The sequence below is a fragment of the Kitasatospora sp. NPDC056273 genome, assembly GCF_042268845.1.
Classification (GTDB): domain Bacteria; phylum Actinomycetota; class Actinomycetes; order Streptomycetales; family Streptomycetaceae; genus Kitasatospora.
On record NZ_JBHJSJ010000095.1, the window covers coordinates 1 to 19,329 of the forward strand.

General features: G+C 71.1%; 15 protein-coding genes. 12 read left to right on the forward strand and 3 right to left on the reverse strand.

Going from position 1 to position 19,329, the window contains the following annotated elements; genetic code table 11:
- Window positions 1-120: 120 nt before the first annotated feature.
- On the reverse strand, window positions 121-1,515 hold the full coding sequence (locus ACFCY1_RS39990) for an aspartate aminotransferase family protein (protein WP_049651897.1): 1,395 nt from the start codon (window positions 1,513-1,515) through the stop codon (window positions 121-123).
- Window positions 1,512-1,985 carry an Lrp/AsnC family transcriptional regulator gene (locus tag ACFCY1_RS39995; RefSeq protein ID WP_030306695.1) on the reverse strand — a complete coding sequence of 158 codons (474 nt, stop codon included), beginning with the start codon at window positions 1,983-1,985 and terminating at the stop codon, window positions 1,512-1,514. The genes ACFCY1_RS39990 and ACFCY1_RS39995 overlap by 4 nt, the downstream gene beginning before the upstream one ends.
- 250 nt (window positions 1,986-2,235) lie before the next feature.
- Here ACFCY1_RS39995 and ACFCY1_RS40000 point away from each other — a divergent pair, with 250 nt between their 5' ends.
- The 3 genes from ACFCY1_RS40000 to ACFCY1_RS40010 all read left to right on the forward strand — a co-directional run bounded on the left by ACFCY1_RS40000 (window position 2,236) and on the right by ACFCY1_RS40010 (window position 6,577).
- Complete coding sequence (locus tag ACFCY1_RS40000; protein WP_049651898.1) at window positions 2,236-3,729, forward strand: gamma-aminobutyraldehyde dehydrogenase; 1,494 nt, start codon at window positions 2,236-2,238, stop codon at window positions 3,727-3,729.
- Between the two features lie 219 nt (window positions 3,730-3,948).
- A complete protein-coding gene (locus tag ACFCY1_RS40005) occupies window positions 3,949-5,307 on the forward strand; it encodes an aspartate aminotransferase family protein (RefSeq protein WP_375877695.1) in 1,359 nt (452 codons plus the stop codon).
- 67 nt (window positions 5,308-5,374) lie between these two features.
- Window positions 5,375-6,577, forward strand: a complete 1,203-nt coding sequence (locus tag ACFCY1_RS40010) for a spermidine/putrescine ABC transporter substrate-binding protein (protein ID WP_074001527.1) — start codon at window positions 5,375-5,377, stop codon at window positions 6,575-6,577.
- Between the two features lie 3 nt (window positions 6,578-6,580).
- On the opposite strand, the gene ACFCY1_RS40015 is transcribed toward ACFCY1_RS40010, so the two are convergent.
- Entirely contained in the window at window positions 6,581-8,233 is a 1,653-nt protein-coding gene (locus ACFCY1_RS40015; protein ID WP_375877696.1) for a PucR family transcriptional regulator, read from the reverse strand.
- Window positions 8,234-8,545: 312 nt separating this feature from the next.
- On the opposite strand from ACFCY1_RS40015, the gene ACFCY1_RS40020 reads away from it, so the two are divergent.
- The 9 genes from ACFCY1_RS40020 (at window position 8,546) to ACFCY1_RS40060 (ending at window position 19,083) form a co-directional block, all read left to right on the forward strand.
- Window positions 8,546-10,057, forward strand: coding sequence for a gamma-aminobutyraldehyde dehydrogenase (locus ACFCY1_RS40020; protein ID WP_049651902.1), 1,512 nt, complete (start codon window positions 8,546-8,548; stop codon window positions 10,055-10,057).
- Between the two features lie 54 nt (window positions 10,058-10,111).
- Window positions 10,112-11,362, forward strand: a complete 1,251-nt coding sequence (locus ACFCY1_RS40025) for an extracellular solute-binding protein (protein ID WP_375877697.1) — start codon at window positions 10,112-10,114, stop codon at window positions 11,360-11,362.
- A gap of 40 nt (window positions 11,363-11,402) precedes the next feature.
- Window positions 11,403-12,545 carry an ABC transporter ATP-binding protein gene (locus ACFCY1_RS40030; RefSeq protein WP_375877698.1) on the forward strand — a complete coding sequence of 381 codons (1,143 nt, stop codon included), beginning with the start codon at window positions 11,403-11,405 and terminating at the stop codon, window positions 12,543-12,545.
- Window positions 12,542-13,471 carry an ABC transporter permease gene (locus ACFCY1_RS40035; RefSeq protein WP_375877699.1) on the forward strand — a complete coding sequence of 310 codons (930 nt, stop codon included), beginning with the start codon at window positions 12,542-12,544 and terminating at the stop codon, window positions 13,469-13,471. The genes ACFCY1_RS40030 and ACFCY1_RS40035 overlap by 4 nt, the downstream gene beginning before the upstream one ends.
- The gene (locus ACFCY1_RS40040; protein WP_375877700.1) at window positions 13,471-14,274 is read left to right on the forward strand and encodes an ABC transporter permease; all 804 of its coding nucleotides are present in this window, start codon (window positions 13,471-13,473) and stop codon (window positions 14,272-14,274) included. The genes ACFCY1_RS40035 and ACFCY1_RS40040 overlap by 1 nt, the downstream gene beginning before the upstream one ends.
- 63 nt (window positions 14,275-14,337) lie before the next feature.
- Complete coding sequence (locus tag ACFCY1_RS40045; protein WP_375877701.1) at window positions 14,338-15,732, forward strand: NAD(P)/FAD-dependent oxidoreductase; 1,395 nt, start codon at window positions 14,338-14,340, stop codon at window positions 15,730-15,732.
- A 226-nt stretch (window positions 15,733-15,958) separates the two neighbouring features.
- Window positions 15,959-16,390, forward strand: coding sequence for a hypothetical protein (locus ACFCY1_RS40050; protein WP_375877702.1), 432 nt, complete (start codon window positions 15,959-15,961; stop codon window positions 16,388-16,390).
- Window positions 16,391-16,513: 123 nt separating this feature from the next.
- Complete coding sequence (locus ACFCY1_RS40055; protein ID WP_375877703.1) at window positions 16,514-17,287, forward strand: nucleotidyl transferase AbiEii/AbiGii toxin family protein; 774 nt, start codon at window positions 16,514-16,516, stop codon at window positions 17,285-17,287.
- Between the two features lie 272 nt (window positions 17,288-17,559).
- Complete coding sequence (locus ACFCY1_RS40060) at window positions 17,560-19,083, forward strand: CoA-acylating methylmalonate-semialdehyde dehydrogenase (RefSeq protein WP_375877704.1); 1,524 nt, start codon at window positions 17,560-17,562, stop codon at window positions 19,081-19,083.
- Window positions 19,084-19,329 lie beyond the last annotated feature (246 nt).

The window sequence follows — 19,329 nt, forward strand, 5'->3', positions numbered from 1 at the left end:
TATATGACACTGTGTTTGTTCTTCGGCGTGTTTGTTTGCGGCCCCGGGGGCCCCCCCGGGCCGCCCCCGCGGGGAGCGGGGCCGCCCTTCGGCGGAGGGTGGGGAAGAAGGCTCAGGGGATCAGATCTTCGCCCACGCGTCGGTGAGGCTGGTCCGCAGGATCTGCTCGATCTCGTCGAAGGTCGACTGGTCGGAGATCAGCGGCGGGGCCAGCTGGATGACCGGGTCGCCACGGTCGTCGGCGCGGCAGTACAGGCCGTTGTCGAAGAGGGCCTTCGACAGGAAGCCGTAGAGGACGCGCTCGACCTCCTCGTCGTTGAACGACTCCTTGGTGACCTTGTCCTTCACGAGCTCGATGCCGTAGAAGTACCCGTTGCCGCGGACGTCGCCGACGATCGGCAGGTCGCGCAGCTTGTCCAGGGTGCCCAGGAACGCCGACTCGTTGTCGAGCACGTGCTGGTTCAGGCCCTCGCGCTCGAAGATGTCGAGGTTGGCCAGCGCCACCGCGGAGGAGACCGGGTGGCCACCGAAGGTGTAGCCGTGCAGGAAGGTGTTGTCACCCTTGTAGAACGGCTCGGCGAGGCGGTCCGAGATGATCGTGGCGCCGATCGGGGAGTAGCCCGAGGTCATGCCCTTGGCGCAGGTGATCATGTCGGGCTGGTAGCCGAACTTGTCGGCGCCGAACATGGTGCCCAGGCGGCCGAAGGCGCAGATGACCTCGTCCGAGACCAGCAGCACGTCGTGGCGGTCGCAGATCTCGCGCAGGCGCTGGAAGTACCCGGGCGGCGGCGGGAAGCAGCCACCGGCGTTCTGCACCGGCTCGACGAAGACGGCGGCGACGGTCTCGGCGCCCTCGTTGAGGATGGCCACCTCGATCTCGTCGGCGCACCAGCGGCCGTAGGCCTCGGGGTCGACCGTGCCGTCGGGGCCCTCGAGGAAGGCCGGGGCGCGGTAGATGTTGGTGTTGGGCGCCTTGTGGGTGCCCGGGACCAGCGGCTCGAACGGGGCCTTCAGGCCCGGCAGGCCGGTGATCGACAGGGCGCCCTGCGGGGTGCCGTGGTAGGCGACGGCGCGCGAGATGACCTTGTACTTGGTCGGCTTGCCGGTCAGCTTGAAGTACTGCTTGGCGAGCTTCCAGGCGGTCTCGACGGCCTCGCCGCCACCGGTGGAGAAGAAGACCTTGTTCAGGTCGCCCGGGGCGTAGTTGGCCAGGCGCTCGGCCAGCTCGACGGCCTTCGGGTGGGCGTAGCTCCACACCGGGAAGAAGGCGAGCTCCTTGGCCTGCTTGGCGGCGGCCTCGGCGAGCTCCTCACGGCCGTGGCCGGCCTGGACGACGAACAGGCCGGCGAGGCCGTCGAGGTACTTGCGTCCCTTGTCGTCCCAGACGTAGGTGCCCTCGCCCTTGACGATCGTCGGCACGGGGGAGTTCTCGTACGACGACATGCGGGTGAAGTGCATCCACAGGTGGTCGTAGGCGGTCTTGGAAAGGTCCTTCTGCGCCGGGTCGGCTGTCATCGGGTGCCCCAGGTGTAGGTCTGTTTCCGGAGCTTCAGGTAAACGAAGCTCTCGGTGCTCCGCACGCCGGGAAGCGCGCGGATGCGCTTGTTGATCATTTCGAGCAGGTGCTCGTCGTCCTCGCAGACCAGTTCGGCCAGGAGGTCGAACGAGCCTGCGGTGCAGACGACGTAGTCGACCTCGTCGAGGGCGGCCAACGCGTCGGCGACGGGTTCGATGTCGCCCTCGACCCGGATGCCGACCATCGCCTGGCGGGTGAAGCCGACGGTGAGCGGGTCCGTGACGGCGACGATCTGCATCACGCCCTGGTCGAGCAGCTTCTGGACGCGCTGCCGCACGGCCGCCTCGGACAGGCCGACGGCCTTGCCGATGGCGGCGTACGGGCGGCGCCCGTCCTCCTGGAGCTGCTCGATGATCGCCTTGGAGGCGGCGTCGAGGGGAACGCTGGCGTTCCGGTCGCGGTTGGCCACGCGGCCACTGTGCCTGATCGTTCGCGCGTTCGCAAGCGTGGAAACTGCTGATTTCGTCGTGATCTTGGAAAACGTATGCGGATTTCATTGCCGGAGCGCACTCCGCCTGTCGATACCAGCAGTCGTGCGGCTACCCTGGCACCGTACGCGCGCGCCCCCGAGGGCCGCCGCACGTACCGCCACCAGTGGACCGCGCCGCTCCGGGTGCGGCCACTCGGGACCCTTCGTACGCCGGACCCGCCGACGTACCATGGCGCCGGAATCTGCAACGCCGCAGGCCCAGACCGAGGAGAGATCCGTGAGCGACCTTCGCACGCTGCGCAACTACATCAACGGTGAGTTCGTCGACGCGGTCGACGGCCGCACGCTCGACATCGTCGACCCGACCACCGGTGAGGTCTACGCGACGTCGCCGCTGTCCGGTGCCGCTGACGTGGACGCCGCCATGGCCTCGGCCGCCGCCGCGTTCCCGATCTGGCGCGACTCCACCCCGAGCACCCGGCAGAAGCTGCTGCTCAAGATCGCCGACGCGGTCGAGGCCCGCGCCGACGAGATCGTCGACACCGAGGTGCGCAACACCGGCAAGCCCCGCGCGCTGACCCTCTCCGAGGAGATCGGCCCGATGGTGGACCAGATCCGGTTCTTCGCCGGTGCGGCCCGCATGCTGGAGGGCAAGGCCGCCGGTGAGTACATGGACGGGATGACCTCGATCATCCGCCGCGAGCCGGTCGGCGTCTGCGCCCAGGTCGCGCCGTGGAACTACCCGATGATGATGGCCGTCTGGAAGTTCGCCCCGGCCATCGCCGCGGGCAACGCCGTCGTGCTGAAGCCCTCCGACACCACCCCGGCCTCCACCGTGCTGCTGGCCGAGATCATCGGCGGCGTGCTCAAGGAGCTGGAGCTGCCGGCCGGCGTCTTCAACGTCATCTGCGGCGACCGCGAGACCGGCAAGCTGATGGTCGAGCACAAGACCCCGGCGATGGCCTCCATCACCGGCTCGGTGCGCGCCGGCATCTCGGTCGCCGAGTCCGCTTCCAAGGACGTCAAGCGCGTCCACCTGGAGCTGGGCGGCAAGGCCCCGGTCGTGGTCTTCGAGGACGCCGACATCGCCGAGGCCGTCGAGGGCATCTCGGTGGCGGGCTACTTCAACGCCGGCCAGGACTGTACGGCCGCCACCCGCGTGCTGGTCCACGAGTCGATCCACGACGCCTTCGTCGAGGCGCTGGCCAAGGCCGCGGCCGAGACCAAGACCGGCGGCGTGGACGACGAGGACGTGCTGTACGGCCCGCTGAACAACGCCAACCAGCTGAAGCAGGTCTCCGGCTTCATCGAGCGGCTGCCCGCCCACGCCAAGGTCGAGGCCGGTGGCCACCGGGTCGGTGACAAGGGGTACTTCTACGCCCCGACCGTCGTCTCCGGCCTGAACCAGGACGACGAGATCATCCAGAACGAGGTCTTCGGCCCGGTCATCACCGTGCAGAAGTTCACCGACGAGGACCAGGCCGTCGAGTACGCCAACGGCGTCGAGTTCGCGCTGGCCTCCTCGGTGTGGACCAAGGACCACGCCCGCGCCATGCGGATGTCGCGCCGCCTGGACTTCGGCTGCGTCTGGATCAACACCCACATCCCGCTGGTCGCCGAGATGCCGCACGGCGGCTTCAAGAAGTCCGGCTACGGCAAGGACCTGTCGGCGTACGGCTTCGAGGACTACACCCGGGTGAAGCACGTCATGACCGCGATCTGAGCGGGTCGTGACCGTTGGACGCGGTATGACCGCGATCTGAGCGGGTCGTGACCGTCGGACGCCGTATGACCGCGATCTGATTCAGGTCGTATGAACCGACCATGGGCCCGGGTCTTCTCGACCCGGGCCCTGTGTCTTTGCACCCTGTCGACGGTTGGCGCGACCGGCTGACACGATGGAACTGCCCTTCGGGGACGGGCCCGCCCTAGCCTTACCGGCATGAGCATTCCCACCGCTGACTCAGCTGCCGGCCAGGCCGTCAAGGCCGTCGACCGCGCGCACGTCTTCCACTCGTGGTCCGCCCAGGCGCTGATCGACCCCCTCGCGGTGGCCGGCGCCGAGGGCTCGTACTTCTGGGACTACGACGGCAACCGCTACCTCGACTTCTCCTCGCAGCTGGTCAACACCAACATCGGCCACCAGCACCCGAAGGTGGTCGCCGCGATCCAGGAGCAGGCGGCGAAGCTCTGCACCATCGCCCCCGGCTTCGCGGTCGAGGCGCGCAGCGAGGCCGCCCGGCTGATCGCCGAGCGCACCCCCGGAGACCTGGACAAGATCTTCTTCACCAACGGCGGCGCCGAGGCCAACGAGAACGCCATCCGGCTGGCCCGGCTGCACACCGGCCGGCAGAAGGTGCTGTCCACCTACCGCTCGTACCACGGCGCCACCGCCAACGCGATCGCCCTCACCGGCGACCCGCGGCGCTGGCCCAACGAGGGCGGCGTCTCCGGCGTGGTGCACTTCTGGGGGCCGTACGCCTACCGCTCCAACTTCCACGCCGAGAACGAGGCGCAGGAGTGCGAGCGCGCGCTGGAGCACCTGGAGCAGGTGATCGCGTTCGAGGGGCCCGGCACCGTCGCGGCGATCATCCTGGAGACCGTGGTCGGCACCGCGGGCATCCTGGTCCCGCCGGCCGGCTACCTGGCCGGGGTGCGGGAGATCTGCGACCGCTACGGGATCGTGTTCATCCTGGACGAGGTGATGGCCGGCTTCGGCCGCACCGGCGAGTGGTTCGCCGCCGACCACTGGGGCGTCACCCCGGACCTGCTCACCTTCGCCAAGGGCGTCAACTCGGGCTACGTGCCGCTGGGCGGCGTGGCGATCAGCGCCGAGATCGCGGCCACCTTCGCCGAGCGGCCCTTCCCCGGCGGGCTCACCTACTCCGGCCACCCGCTGGCCTGCGCCTCCGCGGTGGCGACCATCACCACCATGGCGGAGGAGGGCATCGTCGAGAACGCCAAGCACATCGGCGAGACGGTGCTCGGCCCCGGCCTGCGCGAGCTGGCCGAGCGGCACCCGTCGATCGGCGAGGTCCGCGGCCTCGGCGTGTTCTGGGCGCTCGACCTGGTGAAGAGCCGGGAGACCCGCGAGCCGCTGGTGCCCTACAACGCGGCCGGCGCCGCCAACGCGCCGATGGGCGAGCTGGCCGCGGCCTGCAAGCAGCGCGGGCTCTGGCCGTTCGTCAACATGAACCGCTTCCACGTCGTCCCGCCGTGCACCGTCACCGAGGAGGAGGCCAAGACCGGCCTCGCGGTCCTGGACGAGGTGCTGTCGCTCACCGACGCGCACACTGTCTGACGTACCAACCAGGACGGCCCCGAGCACCCGCGTGCCCGGGGCCGTCCCACGCTCCGGAAGGCCGCTCATGCCCAGCAGCTCCACCCTGACCCGCCGTCCTCCCGCCTCCAGCCCCGTCCGCCGGCGTTCCGTGCTCGGCGGGGCCGCGCTGCTCGGCGCCGGCGTGCTGACCGGTTGCGGCATCCCGGCCGCGTACGTGGCCGAGGACCGCCGCTCGGCGCCGGACCGTTCGGAGGACGACAAGCGGCTCGTCTTCTCCAACTGGACGCAGTACATCGACACCGACGACGCGGGCGGGCGTCCCACCCTGGACGCCTTCAGCGAGAAGACCGGGATCGCGGTCGGCTACACCGAGGACATCAACGACAACGACGAGTTCTTCGGCAAGATCAGCCCGGTGCTCACCCAGGGCGCCGCCCCCGGCCGGGACCTGATGGTGATCAGCGACTGGATGGCCGGGCGGTACGTCTCGCTGGGCTGGGTGCAGGCCATGGACCGGGCCAACCTGCCCAACGTCACGGCCAACCTGGACCCGCAGCTGGCCGACCCGGCCTTCGACCCCGGGCGCCGGCGCAGCGTGCCGTGGCAGTCCGGGATCACCGGCATCGCCTACAACCGCAAGGCGCTCGGCCGGGAGATCAGGTCCACCGCCGACCTGTGGGCGCCCGACCTCAAGGGCCGGGTCACGCTGTTCGCCGGGCTGGACGAGGCGCTCGGGCTGCTGATGCTCTCCCAGGGCGCGGACATCGCGAAGTTCACCGACGACGACGCGCGCCGGGCGATGGACCTGGTGCAGAAGACGGTGGACAGCGGCCACGTCCGGCGCTTCACCGGCAACGACTACACCAGCGACCTCGCCTCCGGTGCGGCGCTCGCCTGCCAGGCCTACTCCGGCGACGCCGTCCAGCTCACCGCCGAGAACCCGGACATCGAGTTCGTGGTGCCGGAGGAGGGCGGCGAGCTGTGGGCGGAGAGCCTGATGATCCCCAACCGGGCCGCCCACAAGCGCAACGCCGAGCTGCTGATCGACTACTACTACCAGCCCGAGGTGGCCGCCGAACTCGCCGCGTTCGTCCAGTACATCTGCCCGGTGCCGGCCGCCCGCGAGGTGCTGGCGGCCAGCGGCGACAAGGAGAAGGCCGAACTCGCCGAGAACCCGCTGGTGTTCCCGACCGACGGGATGCGCGCCCGGCTGCACACCATGCGCGACGTCACCTCGGCCGAGCGGCCCGAGCTGCACAAGGTCTGGGGGCGCATCACCGGGGTGTGACCGCTACCGCCGGACGGCGTCCAGGGCGAGCAGCGCCACGTGCAGGGAGAGGCAGGACTCCACCTGGTCGAGGTCGACGCCGAGGATCCGCTCGACCTTGTGCAGCCGGTCGTAGAAGGACGGCCGGGACAGGTGCGCGGCGTCCGCCGCGGCCGACTTGTTCCGGCCCTGCTCCAGGTAGATCCGCAGCATCTGCACCAACTGGCCGTTGTGCTCGGCGTCGTGGGCCAGCAGCGGGCCCAACTCCCGCTCCACGTACGTCTGCAGCCGGGCGTCGTCGCGCAGCAGGTGGAGCAGGCCGCGCAGCCGGACGTCCGGCAGGCGGTAGTAGGAGGAGCTGCGGCCGCCGGGCGCGTCGTGCAGGGCGGCGTCGGCGACCTGGGTGGCCTCCAGCAGGGTGCGCCGGGCGTCGCGCACCGAGCCGACCGAGGAGCCGACCGCGACCACCGGGCCCGCCGGGTCGCCGCCCTCCCGTCCGGCCTCGGCGGACATCCGGCGCAGCGCGGCGGAGAGGGCGTCCAGCGAGGCGTGCTCGTCCTGCTGGGTGCCGAGCGTGATCAGCAGCCCGATGGCCTCGTCGTCCAGCGCGCCGACCAGGGCGGTCAGCCGGCAGGCCCGGACGGCGCCGGCGGCCAGTTCGGTGAAGTCGCGCAGCCGGGCCTGCGCCTCCAGCGCGGCCGGGATCGGGCCGCGCCGCTGCCGCAGCACCACGCCGACCAGCCGGCGGCCCTCCAGCGGGATGCCGAGGGCCTGGGCGCGCAGCGCCGCCTCGGAGACGGTCAGCGCATGGGTGAGGATGCCGGACAGCAGGGTGCGGTGGGTCTGCCGCTCCAGGCTCTCCCGGTCGCGCACCACCAGCCGGTTGAGCGCCAGTGCGGAGGCGCCGCGCTCCAGCAGCATGGTGTGCGGGTGGGCCTCGCCCTCGGGCAGCGGGCCGGGCTCCTGCACCAGCACCAGCCGGCCCCAGTCCTGGCCGCGGGCTCCGACGGTGGTGACCAGCCAGCCGCTGCGCGGGTCGTGGCCGGTGCGCCCGGCCGGACGGACGCCGCGCGAGCGGCGCTCCCAGTCCTCCAGCACCTCGGCCTCCGGGCGTCCGGCGGCGTCGTGGGCGAGCACCTGGTGGGCCAGGTTCTCCAGGACGACGGGGGCGCCGGCCATCCGGGACACCTGGCGGATCACCTCGGGCGGCTCGGCGCCCTCCACCACCAGCTCGTTGAAGACCTGGTGGACCGACTCGGAGATCCGCAGCTGCTCCAGCTGGGAGTTGACCACCAGGGCGTGCACGGCCTCGGTGACGGCGACGAAGCGCAGCTCGCGGCGGAGCGTGATCAGCGGCAGTCCGCGCTGCTCGGCGGCGTTGACCAGGGCGCGGGGGAGCGAGTCGAAGTAGCGCCGCCCGAACTCGACGACCAGGCCGGCCACCCCGACCTCGTCCAGCTCGCGCACGTAGCGGGCCAGGCCCTCGCGGTCCTCGGGCAGCGCGATGCCGGTGGTCAGCACCAGTTCGCCGCCGCGGAGCATCCCGGCGACGTCGGGCAGTTCGCTGACGTGGACCCAGCGGACCGGCCGCTCCAGGTGGTCGGCGCCGGCCACCACCTGGGGCAGGCCGCGCCGCATCACGTCGAGGTCGAGGACTCGGGCGACGGTGGGGAGCATCGCGGGCCTCCGGGGCTGTGGAGAGCGGAGCCGGGGCTCCGGGCGTTCTGGTTTCGGGTGACGCGGTCAGGGTGACGCGGTCGGGGTGTGCGGTCAGGGTCGTGCAGTCAGGGTGTCAGGTAAATCATCCATCCCCCCGACGACCTGTTGCCCTGCCCGCACCCTTGCACCCTGTAAGGCCCTTCGTGCCGAGGTTGTCGAAGTGACCCTTGTCACCCCAACCCCGCAGCAGGCAAGGTCAGCGGGACCGCAGACCCCCACCGCGGACGCGTGACCCCGCAGCGGTCGAACCACGGCACTTGGAGGAACCAGATGGACCTGACCGACTTCGGCCCGGGCGCGCAGTACATCGCGGGACGCCAGACCAGGGGGAGCGGCGAGCCCTTCCAGGTCGTCAACCCCGCCGACGGCAGCGTGGTCGAGCAGGTCGCGCTGGCCACCGCCGGGGACGTGGACACCGCCGTCGCCGCCGCCAGGGCGGCCCTGCCCGGCTGGTCCTCGGCCACCCCCGGTGCGCGCTCCGAGGCGCTCACCCGGCTGGCCGCCGTGCTGGCCGGGGCGGCCGACGACCTGGCCCGGGTGGAGACCGCGCAGACCGGCAAGCCGGTCAAGCTGGCCACCGAGTTCGACGTGCCCGGCACCGTCGACAACGCCGCCTTCTTCGCCGGCGCCGCCCGCAACCTGGAGGGCAAGGCGGCCGGCGAGTACTCCGGCGACCACACCTCGTACGTGCGGCGCGAGGCGGTCGGCGTGGTCGGCTCGATCTCGCCGTGGAACTACCCGCTGCAGATGGCCGCCTGGAAGATCCTCCCGGCGATCGCCGCGGGCAACACCATCGTGCTCAAGCCGGCCGAGCTGACCCCGCTGACCTCGCTGATGTTCGCCCGGGCCTGCACCGCCGCCGGCATCCCGGACGGCGTGGTCAACGTGGTCACCGGCGCCGGGCGCACCGCGGGCGAGCACCTGGTCGGGCACCCGGACGTCGCGATGGTCTCCTTCACCGGCTCCACCGGCGTCGGCAAGCGGGTCGCCGAGATCGCCACCGCGGGCGTCAAGCGCACCCACCTGGAGCTCGGCGGCAAGGCCCCGTTCGTGGTCTTCGACGACGCCGACCTGGACGCCGCGGTGCACGGAGCGGTCGCGGCCTCGCTGATCAACGGCGGCCAGGACTGCACCGCCGCCACCCGCGCCTACGTCCAGCGCCCGCTGTACGACGCCTTCGTGGCCGGGGTGGCCGAGCTGTACGCGGCGATCCGGATCGGCGACCCGCTGAACCCGCGCACCGACCTCGGCCCGCTGGTCTCGTACGCCCACCGGGACCGGGTGGCCGGCTTCGTGGAGCGCGCCCGCTCGTACGCCACCGTGGTCACCGGCGGCCGGGCCCCGGAGAAGGGCCACGACGGCACCGACCTCACCCGGGGCGCGTACTACCGGCCGACCCTGATCACCGGCGCGGCCCAGGACAGCGAGGTCGTGCAGGGCGAGATCTTCGGCCCGGTGCTGGTGGTGCTGCCCTTCGACGGCGACGACGAGGGCCTGCGGCTGGCCAACGACACCCCGTACGGGCTGGCCGCCTCCGCCTGGACGAGCAACGTGCACCGCTCGCTGCGCGCCACCCGGGAGATCGCGGCCGGCTGCGTCTGGGTCAACGACCACATCCCGATCATCAGCGAGATGCCGCACGGCGGCTACAAGGCGTCCGGCTACGGCAAGGACATGTCCCAGTACTCGCTGGACGAGTACACCCAGGTCAAGCACGTCATGTTCGACACCACCGCGGTGGCCCGCAAGGACTGGCACCGCACCGTCTTCGGAGACAGATAACCCCCGGACCACGCGGGTGCCCCCACACCCCATCTCCCCCAGGAGGCCCGTTCCATGGCGTTCAACGAGCTCACCGACGGTCTGCCCGAACCGGTCCGAAGGGCCTGGGAACGCAGTCTGACCAGCGGCCGGGCCGCGCTCGGCCGCCGCACCCTGCTGCGCGCCGCCGCGCTGAGCGCCGGAGCGGGCACCCTGGCCGCCTGCGGGATCCCGGCGGCCCCCCGGGCGACCGGCGACTCGACCGCGAACGCCGCCAAGGACCTCTCGGAGACGCAGAAGGAGGTCGACTTCTCCAACTGGCCGCTGTACGTGGACACGGACGAGAAGGACAAGGAGAAGCACGGCACCCTGGAGGCCTTCACCGAGGCCACCGGGATCAAGGTGAAGTACAACGAGGACGTCAACGACAACGTCGAGTTCTTCGGGAAGATCAAGCCGCAGCTCGCCTCCGGCCAGGACACCGGCCGCGACCTGATGGTGCTCACCGACTGGATGGCCGCCCGGCTGATCCGGCTCGGCTGGGTGCAGAAGCTCAACCCGGCGAACGTCACCACCGCGATCACCAATATCGAGTCGCGCTTCCGCGCCCCCGACTGGGACCCGGGGCGGCTCTACTCCTACCCGTGGGCCGGCATCCAGACCGTCGTCGCGTACAACCGGAAGGCGACCAGGGGGAAGGAGGTCACCAGCGTCTCCCAGCTGCTGGACGATCCCGACCTCAAGGGCCGGGTCACCTTCCTCTCCGAGATGCGCGACAGCATCGGGATGGTCCTGCTGGACCAGGGCAGGAGCACCGAGAGGTTCACCGCCGACGACTTCGACGGCGCGGTCGCCCGCCTCCAGAAGGCCGTCGACAGCAAGCAGATCCGCCGCTTCACCGGCAACGACTACGGCCAGGAGCTCTCCGCCGGCGACATCGCGGCCTGCATCGCCTGGGGCGGCGACCTGATCCAACTGCGCGCCGACAACCCGGACATCGAGTTCGTCATCCCGGAGAAGGGCTACATCGCCTCGACCGACAACATGCTGGTCCCGGCCAGGGCCCAGCACAAGGCGAACGCGGAGAAGCTGATCGACTTCTACTATCAGCCGAAGATCGCGGCGCAGCTGGTCGCGGGCATCGGCTTCGTCTCCGCCGTCACCGGGATGAAGGACGAGCTCGCTGGCATCGCCCCGGACACCGCGGCCAACCCGCTGGTCGTACCCACCCCCGAGATGGCGGGCAGGGCGCACGTGTTCCGCACGCTCTCCGAGAGCGAGGAGAGCGACTTCGAGCAGAAGTTCTCCAAGCTCATCGGCGCCTGACCCCCGCTCCCGGCAGAGAATCCCAGGAAGACACCACCCCATGACAGACCAGCAGCGCGACGCGGCCGTCGGCGGCGACGTCCGGCTCACCGGCATCGGCAAGACCTACGGCTCCTTCACCGCCGTCCACCCGCTCGACCTGACCGCCCCGCAGGGCTCGTTCTTCGCCCTGCTCGGCGCCTCCGGCTGCGGCAAGACCACCACCCTGCGCATGATCGCCGGCCTGGAGGAGCCCACCAGCGGCACCGTCCTGATCGGCGGCCAGGACGTCACCGCCCTGCCCCCGTACAAGCGGCCGGTGAACACCGTCTTCCAGAGCTACGCGCTCTTCCCGCACCTGGACATCTTCGAGAACGTCGCCTTCGGCCTGCGCCGGCGCGGCAGGAAGGACGTCAGGAAGCAGGTCGAGGAGATGCTGGAGCTGGTCGAGCTCGGCCAGTACGCCCGGCGCAAGCCGCACCAGCTCTCCGGCGGCCAGCAGCAGCGCGTCGCGGTCGCCCGCGCACTGATCAACCACCCGCAGGTGCTGCTCCTGGACGAGCCGCTCGGCGCGCTCGACCTCAAGCTCCGCCGCCAGATGCAGCTGGAGCTCAAGCGGATCCAGACCGAGGTCGGCATCACCTTCGTGCACGTCACCCACGACCAGGAGGAGGCCATGACCATGGCCGACACCATCGCGGTGATGAACGGCGGCCGGGTCGAGCAGCTGGGCGCCCCCGCCGACCTGTACGAGAACCCCGCCACCACCTTCGTGGCCAACTTCCTCGGCCAGTCCAACCTGCTGCCCGCCGAGGTCACCGGCACCGAGGGCGGCGACCTGCTGCTCAGCGCGGCCGGCGCCCGCCTCGCGGTGCCGAAGGCGCGCTGCGCCACCGACGCCAAGCGCGTCCACCTGGGCGTGCGCCCGGAGAAGATCACCATCACCCACGCCTCCGAGCAGGTCGCCGACGGCCGCAACCGGCTGGCCGGCACGGTGCTCGACTCCAGCTTCATCGGCGTCTCCACCCAGTACGTGGTGCGCACCGACGGCGGCCAGGAGGTCACCGTCTTCGAGCAGAACATGGAGCGCGACGCGCGGATCGTCCCCGGCGCCGCCGTCCAGCTGCACTGGAACCCGGCGCACTCCTTCGCCCTCGACGCCGCCCAGGCGATCGACGCGGGCACCGCGGAGGAGGCCGCATGACCGCCACCACCCCGGCCGCGCCACCCCAGGTCATACCGCTGGAGGGACCGGCGCCGAAGCCCAGGCGCAAGCTCACCCCGTACTGGCTGCTGCTTCCCGGCATCGCCTGGCTGGTCGTCTTCTTCGCCGTCCCGCTGGTCTACCAGGCGTCGACCTCGCTGCAGAGCGGCTCGCTCGAAGAGGGCTTCAAGGTCACCTGGCACATATCGACCTACTGGGACGCCCTGGTCGAGTACCGGTGGCACTTCCTGCGCTCGTTCTCCTACGCGGCCGTCGCCACCGTGCTCTGCCTGGCCGTCGGCTACCCGCTCGCGTACACGATCGCCTTCAAGGCGAGCAAGCGCTGGCGCAACGTCATCCTGATCCTGGTCATCGCGCCGTTCTTCACCAGCTTCCTGATCCGCACGCTGGCCTGGAAGACCATCCTGTCCGACGGCGGCCCGGTGGTCGGCGCGCTGAACGCGCTGCACGTCCTGGACGTCACCAACCTGCTCGGCCTGACCAGCGGCGACCGGGTGCTGGCCACGCCGCTCGCCGTGGTCTGCGGCCTGACCTACAACTTCCTGCCGTTCATGATCCTGCCGCTGTACACCTCGCTGGAGCGGATCGACCCGCGCCTGCACGAGGCGGCCGGCGACCTCTACGCCCGGCCGTTCACCACCTTCCGCAAGGTCACCTTCCCGATCTCGCTGCCGGGCGTGGTCGCGGGCACCCTGCTGACCTTCATCCCCGCCTCCGGCGACTACATCAACGCCCAGCTGCTGGGCTCGCCGAGCGAGCAGATGGTCGGCAACGGCATCCAGAAGCAGTTCCTGAACGTGCTCGACTACCCCACGGCCGCCGCGCTGAGCTTCATCCTGATGGCCCTGATCCTGGGCATGGTGACGGTCTACATGCGCAAGGCCGGGACGGAGGATCTGGTCTGATGTCCCGGATTTCCAAGTGGATCCGCGCCCACCTGGTGGTGCTGGCCGGCCTGCTGGCCCTCGCCTACCTGGTGCTGCCCAACCTGGTCGTGCTCGCCTTCTCGTTCAACAAGCCGGTGGGCAAGTTCAACTACGAGTGGAACGAGTTCTCCACCGACGCCTGGACCAGCCCCTGCGGCGTGGCCGACATGTGCCAGTCGCTCTCGCTCAGCCTGCAGATCGCGGTGCTCGCCACCGTCGGCGCCACCGTGCTCGGCACCATGGTCGCCTTCGCACTGGCCCGCTACCGCTTCCGCGGCCGCTCGGCCACCACCGCGATGATCTTCCTGCCGATGGCCATGCCCGAGGTGGTCATGGCCGCCTCGCTCGGGACGCTCTTCCTCAACATGCGCATCCCGTTCGGGTTCACCACCATCCTCATCGCCCACATCATGTTCTGCCTCAGCTTCGTGGTGACGGCGGTCAAGGCGCGCGTGATGAGCATGGACCCGAGGCTCGAACAGGCCGCCCAGGACCTCTACGCGACCCCCGTCCAGACCTTCCTGAGGGTCACCCTGCCGCTCGCGGCGCCCGGCATCGCGGCGGGCGCGCTGCTCAGCTTCGCGCTCTCCTTCGACGACTTCATCATCACCCAGTTCAACTCGGGGCCGACCACGGTCACCTTCCCGATGTTCGTCTGGGGCGCCTCGCAGCGCGGCATCCCGGTGCAGGTGAACGTCATCGGCACCGCGATGTTCCTCGCCGCCGTCCTGCTGACCGTCGTCGGCCAGTGGCTGGGCAACCGCCGGAAGGCCACCGCCTGACATACGGTCGACGACGGTGGCCAGTACAACCATCACCTATTCGTAGAAAGTGGCTGATAATGCATGGACTCCGCCCGCGCACTCAGTGACGCCAGGCCCACCCCCTTCTGGCTGGAGGATCCCGGCCGGCCGGCGGCACTGCCCGCCCTGGTCGGCGACACCACCTGCGACCTGCTGGTCGTCGGCGGCGGCTACTCCGGCCTGTGGACCGCCCTCATCGCCAAGGAACGCGACCCCTCGCTGGACGTCGTGCTGGTCGAGGGCAACGAGGTCGGGTGGGCCGCGTCCGGGCGCAACGGCGGGTTCTGCGCGGCCAGCCTGACCCACGGCTTCGGCAACGGCCTGGACCGCTGGCCGTCCGAACTGGCCCAGCTGGAACGCCTCGGTGCCGCCAACCTCGACGGCATCGAGGCCACCCTCAAGCGCTACGGCATCGACGCCGAGTGGGAGCGCACCGGCGAGATCGACGTCGCCACCCAGCCCCACCAGGTCGAGGAGCTCCACGAGATCGCCGAGGCGGTCGCCCGGTACGGCTTCGACATCACCGTCCTGGACGCCGACCAGCTGCGCGCCGAGGTCGACTCGCCGACCTTCCTCGGCGGCCTCTGGGACAAGGAGGGCGTGGCGATGGTCCACCCCGCCAAGCTCGCCTGGGGCCTCAAGGACGCCTGCCTGGGCCAGGGCGTGCGGATCTTCGAGCACACCCGGGCCACCGACCTGCGGGAGCACGGCAGCGGCATGGCCGTCCGCACCCCGTACGGCCGGGTCTTCGCCCGCAAGGTCGCGCTCGGCACCAACGTGTTCCCGTCGCTGCTCAAGCGGGTCCGCCCGTACGTCGTCCCGGTGTACGACTACGCGCTGATGACCGAGCCGCTCAGCGAGGAGCAGCTCGCCGCGATCGGCTGGCGCGGGCGCCAGGGCCTCGGCGACAGCGCCAACAAGTTCCACTACTTCCGGCTCTCCGCCGACAACCGGATCCTCTGGGGCGGCTACGACGCGGTCTACCACTTCGGCGGCCGGGTCCGGCACGAGTACGACCAGCGGCCGGAGACCTTCCGCACCCTGGCCAACCACTTCTTCCGCTGCTTCCCGCAGCTGGAGGGCCTGCGCTTCACCCACGCCTGGGGCGGCGCGATCGACACCTGCAGCCGGTTCTCGGCGTTCTTCGACACCGGGTACCGGGGCAAGGTCGCGTACGCGGTCGGCTACACCGGGCTCGGCGTCGGCGCGACCCGCTTCGGCGCCGAGGTGATGCTCGACCTGCTGGCCGGCGAGCGCACCGAGCGCACCTCGCTGGAGATGGTGCGCAGCAAGCCGCTGCCGTTCCCGCCCGAGCCGGTGCGCTGGGCCGGGATCGAGCTCACCACCCGGTCGCTGGAGCGGGCGGACCGCAACGGCGGCCACCGCAACCTCTGGCTGCGCACCCTCGACCGGCTGGGGCTCGGCTTCGACAGCTGAACCGTTCAAACGCTGAACCACTGGAACGCTGAAATGCTGAACCGCTGATCTGCCGAAACGGCTGAAGCCGTTGAAACCGTTGAAACCGTTGAAACCACGAACGCCCGTAGCCGGGTGCCCCTAGTCGTGTAATCGGGACCCGCCGTCCGCCTCTCCTTGGTGACGGCGGGTCTCGCTCTTCCCGCCGTCTCCGAACAGTACGAACGGCAAGAAGCGGGGACACGACATGGAGACCACCGGACTGCACTGGCTCGCCCAGGCGGCACCGGACCCGGAGGCCTTCCGGGACCAGTGGGAGCGCACCGGGCTGGGCCTGGTGCTGCTGCCGGCCGGCCGGCGTTGGGACGTCCTCTCCGTCCCCGGACGGCTCGGGCGCCCGGCCGTGGAGGTCCTGGACCCGCGCACCCGCGGTCCGGTCCTCACCGACTTCGGGGGCGGGCAGGTCAGCTTCCTGGTGCCCGTCGGCACCGCCGCCCGCTGGATCGGCACCGGCGTGCGCGGTGCGGGGGAGGGCACCTGGATCGTCGTCCCGCACCCCGGGCGCCGCAGTCGGGGCGTGCGCTGGCTGGTCCCGCCGGACGGCTCCGGGCGGCTCACCGACCCGGTGCTGCTGGAGCTCGCCCTGCACGAGGCGGCGGCCCGGCTCGGCGGCTGGTGAGCCGCGCCGTCTCGTGCGGAACCGGGGGCCCGGGGGCGTGAGGAGGTGCCCGGGGGCGCCCGGTAGCGCTCCGGGCGCCCGGCAACTGGCGCGTGGAGCGGGCGGTCGCGTCAGACTGGAGGCGTGACCACCGTCCCGCACGCCGTCGACGCGTCCCTCCGCCCGGGCCCCGCCCAGCTGCGCCTGGCCGCGCTGGCCGCACCCGTCTGCGACCGGTACGGCCTCGCCCTGGCGGGAGGGCACGCGCTGCGCGCCCACGGCGTCGCGGCCCGCCCGCAGGACGGGCTGACCCTGGCGACCGGCGGCGCCGACCTGCCGGAGGTGGCCGCCGCGCTGGGCGAGGCGTACCGGACGGCGGGCGGCGGGGCCGTCGAGCGGCCGGGCACACCGCGGCTGGAACAGCTCACCGTCCGGCTGGCGCTGGGCGGGCGGTCGCACTCGGTGGAACTGCGCAAGGAACCGCTGGGACACCGGCCGGTCCGGTTCGACCTCGGTGCGCCCGGACCGGACGAGCCCCCGGCGGTGCTGCCGGCCGTCGCCCTGGAGGACGCGGCCGCACTGACCACCGCGCTGCTCGTGGACCGGGGCATGCCCCGCGACCTGATCGACGTGCACGCCCTCACCCGCTGCTACCGGGAGGGCGAACTGCTCGCGCTGGCAGCCGAGTTGGACCCGGACTTCCAGCCCGCGGCGCTGGCCGAACGGCTGGAGGCGCTCGCCGAGGCGGCGGACGGGCGGTTCCGCGCCCGGGGCGTGCCGGCCGGGGAGGTGGCCGAGCTGAAGCGGTGGGCGCTGGCCTGGGCGCAGGACCTGCGGCTGGACCTGCTGGAGACCCGGGAGGCGGCGGACGGGCTGCACGACCCGTACCTGGAGGAGCCGGAGGACGGGGAGTCCTAACCCCTCGGTCCCGCGGGTGTCCGCGGTGTTTGGGTGCCCGTGCCGTTGGGGGCATTCGTGGTGGGTTCACACCTTCGGGCGAGTGACCGGACGACCTGTAAGGCTGAATCCACGATCCCCGTCAGCCTGTTCGTTGAGCTGCGCCGGAGCGGCCACCAGACTGGGAGACGAGCGCGGTAGCCCCGTGATTCCCGTCGCCCGGCCCACGTGCGGGCGGCGCCAGACCGGACCGGTGGCAGGACGCCGCCCGGGACTTCGGAGGCAGACGGACCTTGAGCAAGCACATCATTCACTGGATCGGCGGCAAGCCCGTCGCCACCGCCGGTGCGGCCCCCCGTCGCGGCGAGGTCTTCGACCCGGCCACCGGCCAGGTCGCCGGCCAGGTCGACTTCGCCGAGATCGCCGAGGTCGACCAGGCCGTGGCCGCCGCCGCCTCGGCCTTCACCGAGTGGCGCACCGCCTCGATCGCGAAGCGGACGACGGTGCTCTTCGCCTTCCGCGAGCTGCTGAACGCCCGCCGCGACGAGCTGGCCTCGATCATCGTGGCCGAGCACGGCAAGGTGCACTCCGACGCGCTCGGCGAGATCGCCCGCGGCCTGGAGGTCGTGGAGTACGCCTGCGGCATCCCGCAGCTGGTCAAGGGCGGCTTCACCGAGCAGGCCTCGACCGGCGTCGACGTCTACTCGATCCGCCAGCCGCTCGGCCCGGTCGCGATCATCTCGCCGTTCAACTTCCCGGCCATGGTGCCGATGTGGTTCTTCCCGATCGCCATCGCGGCCGGCAACACCGTCGTGGTGAAGCCCTCGGAGAAGGACCCGTCCGCCGCCAACTTCCTCGCCGAGCTGTGGAAGGAGGCCGGCCTGCCGGACGGCGTCTTCAACGTCGTGCACGGCGACAAGGTGGCCGTCGACCGCCTGCTGGAGCACCCGGACGTCAAGTCCATCAGCTTCGTCGGCTCCACCCCGATCGCCCGCTACGTCTACGAGACCGGCACCCGCTACGGCAAGCGCGTGCAGGCCCTGGGCGGCGCCAAGAACCACATGCTGGTCCTGCCGGACGCCGACCTCGACCTCGCCGCCGACGCCGCCGTCAACGCGGGCTTCGGCGCGGCCGGCGAGCGCTGCATGGCGGTGTCCGTGCTGGTCGCGGTCGACCCGATCGGCGACGAGCTGGTCGAGAAGATCAAGCAGCGGATCGCCACCCTGAAGGTCGGCCCCGGCTGCAACGGCGAGTCCGAGATGGGTCCGCTGGTCACCGGCCAGCACCGGGACAAGGTCACCTCCTACGTGGAGTCCGGGGTCGCCGACGGCGCCGAGCTCGCGGTGGACGGCCGCAAGCACCCGGTCACCGCCGAGGACCGGAACGGCTCCCCGACGGCCGACGGCTTCTGGCTCGGCCCCACGCTGTTCGACCACGTCAAGCCCGGCATGTCCGTCTACAACGACGAGATCTTCGGCCCGGTCCTCTCGGTGGTGCGCGTCGACTCGTACGAGGAGGGCCTGGCGCTGATCAACGCCAACCCGTACGGCAACGGCACCGCCCTCTTCACCAACGACGGCGGCGCGGCCCGGCGCTTCCAGTTCGAGGTGGAGGTCGGCATGGTCGGCATCAACGTGCCGATCCCGGTCCCGGTCGCCTACTACTCCTTCGGCGGCTGGAAGGCCTCGCTGTTCGGCGACGCCCACGCGTACGGCCCGGACGGCGTGCAGTTCTTCACCCGGGGCAAGGCCGTGACCCAGCGCTGGCTGGACCCGTCGCACGGCGGCATCAACCTGGGCTTCCCCACCAACAGCTGATCCGCACGGCACTACCGGCCGGACCCCTCTCCCCGGGGTCCGGCCGGCCGTCTTTGCACGACGTTTGCATCGGTGCGTGGAAGCGCGTACAGTTCTTCGAGCTGCCTGGCAGGGAGCACCGGACACGCATCTGCGCGGACGGTCCCGCGGTGGCCAATCCTCTGAAACACCACTTCCGGTTCGTGCCGGTCGTTTGCGCTTTTCGGCGCTGTGACCTGGTGCTTATTCGGCGTGCTCGTTTTATCG

Bases quoted from the DNA above. Each gene is read 5' to 3' on its own strand.
- ACFCY1_RS39990 (WP_049651897.1), bottom strand. From the start codon at position 1,515: ATGACAGCCGACCCGGCGCAGAAGGACCTTTCCAAGACCGCCTACGAC.
- ACFCY1_RS40000 (WP_049651898.1), top strand. From the start codon at position 2,236: ATGGCGCCGGAATCTGCAACGCCGCAGGCCCAGACCGAGGAGAGATCC.
- ACFCY1_RS40005 (WP_375877695.1), top strand. From the start codon at position 3,949: ATGAGCATTCCCACCGCTGACTCAGCTGCCGGCCAGGCCGTCAAGGCC.
- ACFCY1_RS40010 (WP_074001527.1), top strand. From the start codon at position 5,375: ATGCCCAGCAGCTCCACCCTGACCCGCCGTCCTCCCGCCTCCAGCCCC.
- ACFCY1_RS40015 (WP_375877696.1), bottom strand. From the start codon at position 8,233: ATGCTCCCCACCGTCGCCCGAGTCCTCGACCTCGACGTGATGCGGCGC.
- ACFCY1_RS40020 (WP_049651902.1), top strand. From the start codon at position 8,546: ATGGACCTGACCGACTTCGGCCCGGGCGCGCAGTACATCGCGGGACGC.
- ACFCY1_RS40025 (WP_375877697.1), top strand. From the start codon at position 10,112: ATGGCGTTCAACGAGCTCACCGACGGTCTGCCCGAACCGGTCCGAAGG.
- ACFCY1_RS40030 (WP_375877698.1), top strand. From the start codon at position 11,403: ATGACAGACCAGCAGCGCGACGCGGCCGTCGGCGGCGACGTCCGGCTC.
- ACFCY1_RS40035 (WP_375877699.1), top strand. From the start codon at position 12,542: ATGACCGCCACCACCCCGGCCGCGCCACCCCAGGTCATACCGCTGGAG.
- ACFCY1_RS40040 (WP_375877700.1), top strand. From the start codon at position 13,471: ATGTCCCGGATTTCCAAGTGGATCCGCGCCCACCTGGTGGTGCTGGCC.
- ACFCY1_RS40045 (WP_375877701.1), top strand. From the start codon at position 14,338: ATGGACTCCGCCCGCGCACTCAGTGACGCCAGGCCCACCCCCTTCTGG.
- ACFCY1_RS40050 (WP_375877702.1), top strand. From the start codon at position 15,959: ATGGAGACCACCGGACTGCACTGGCTCGCCCAGGCGGCACCGGACCCG.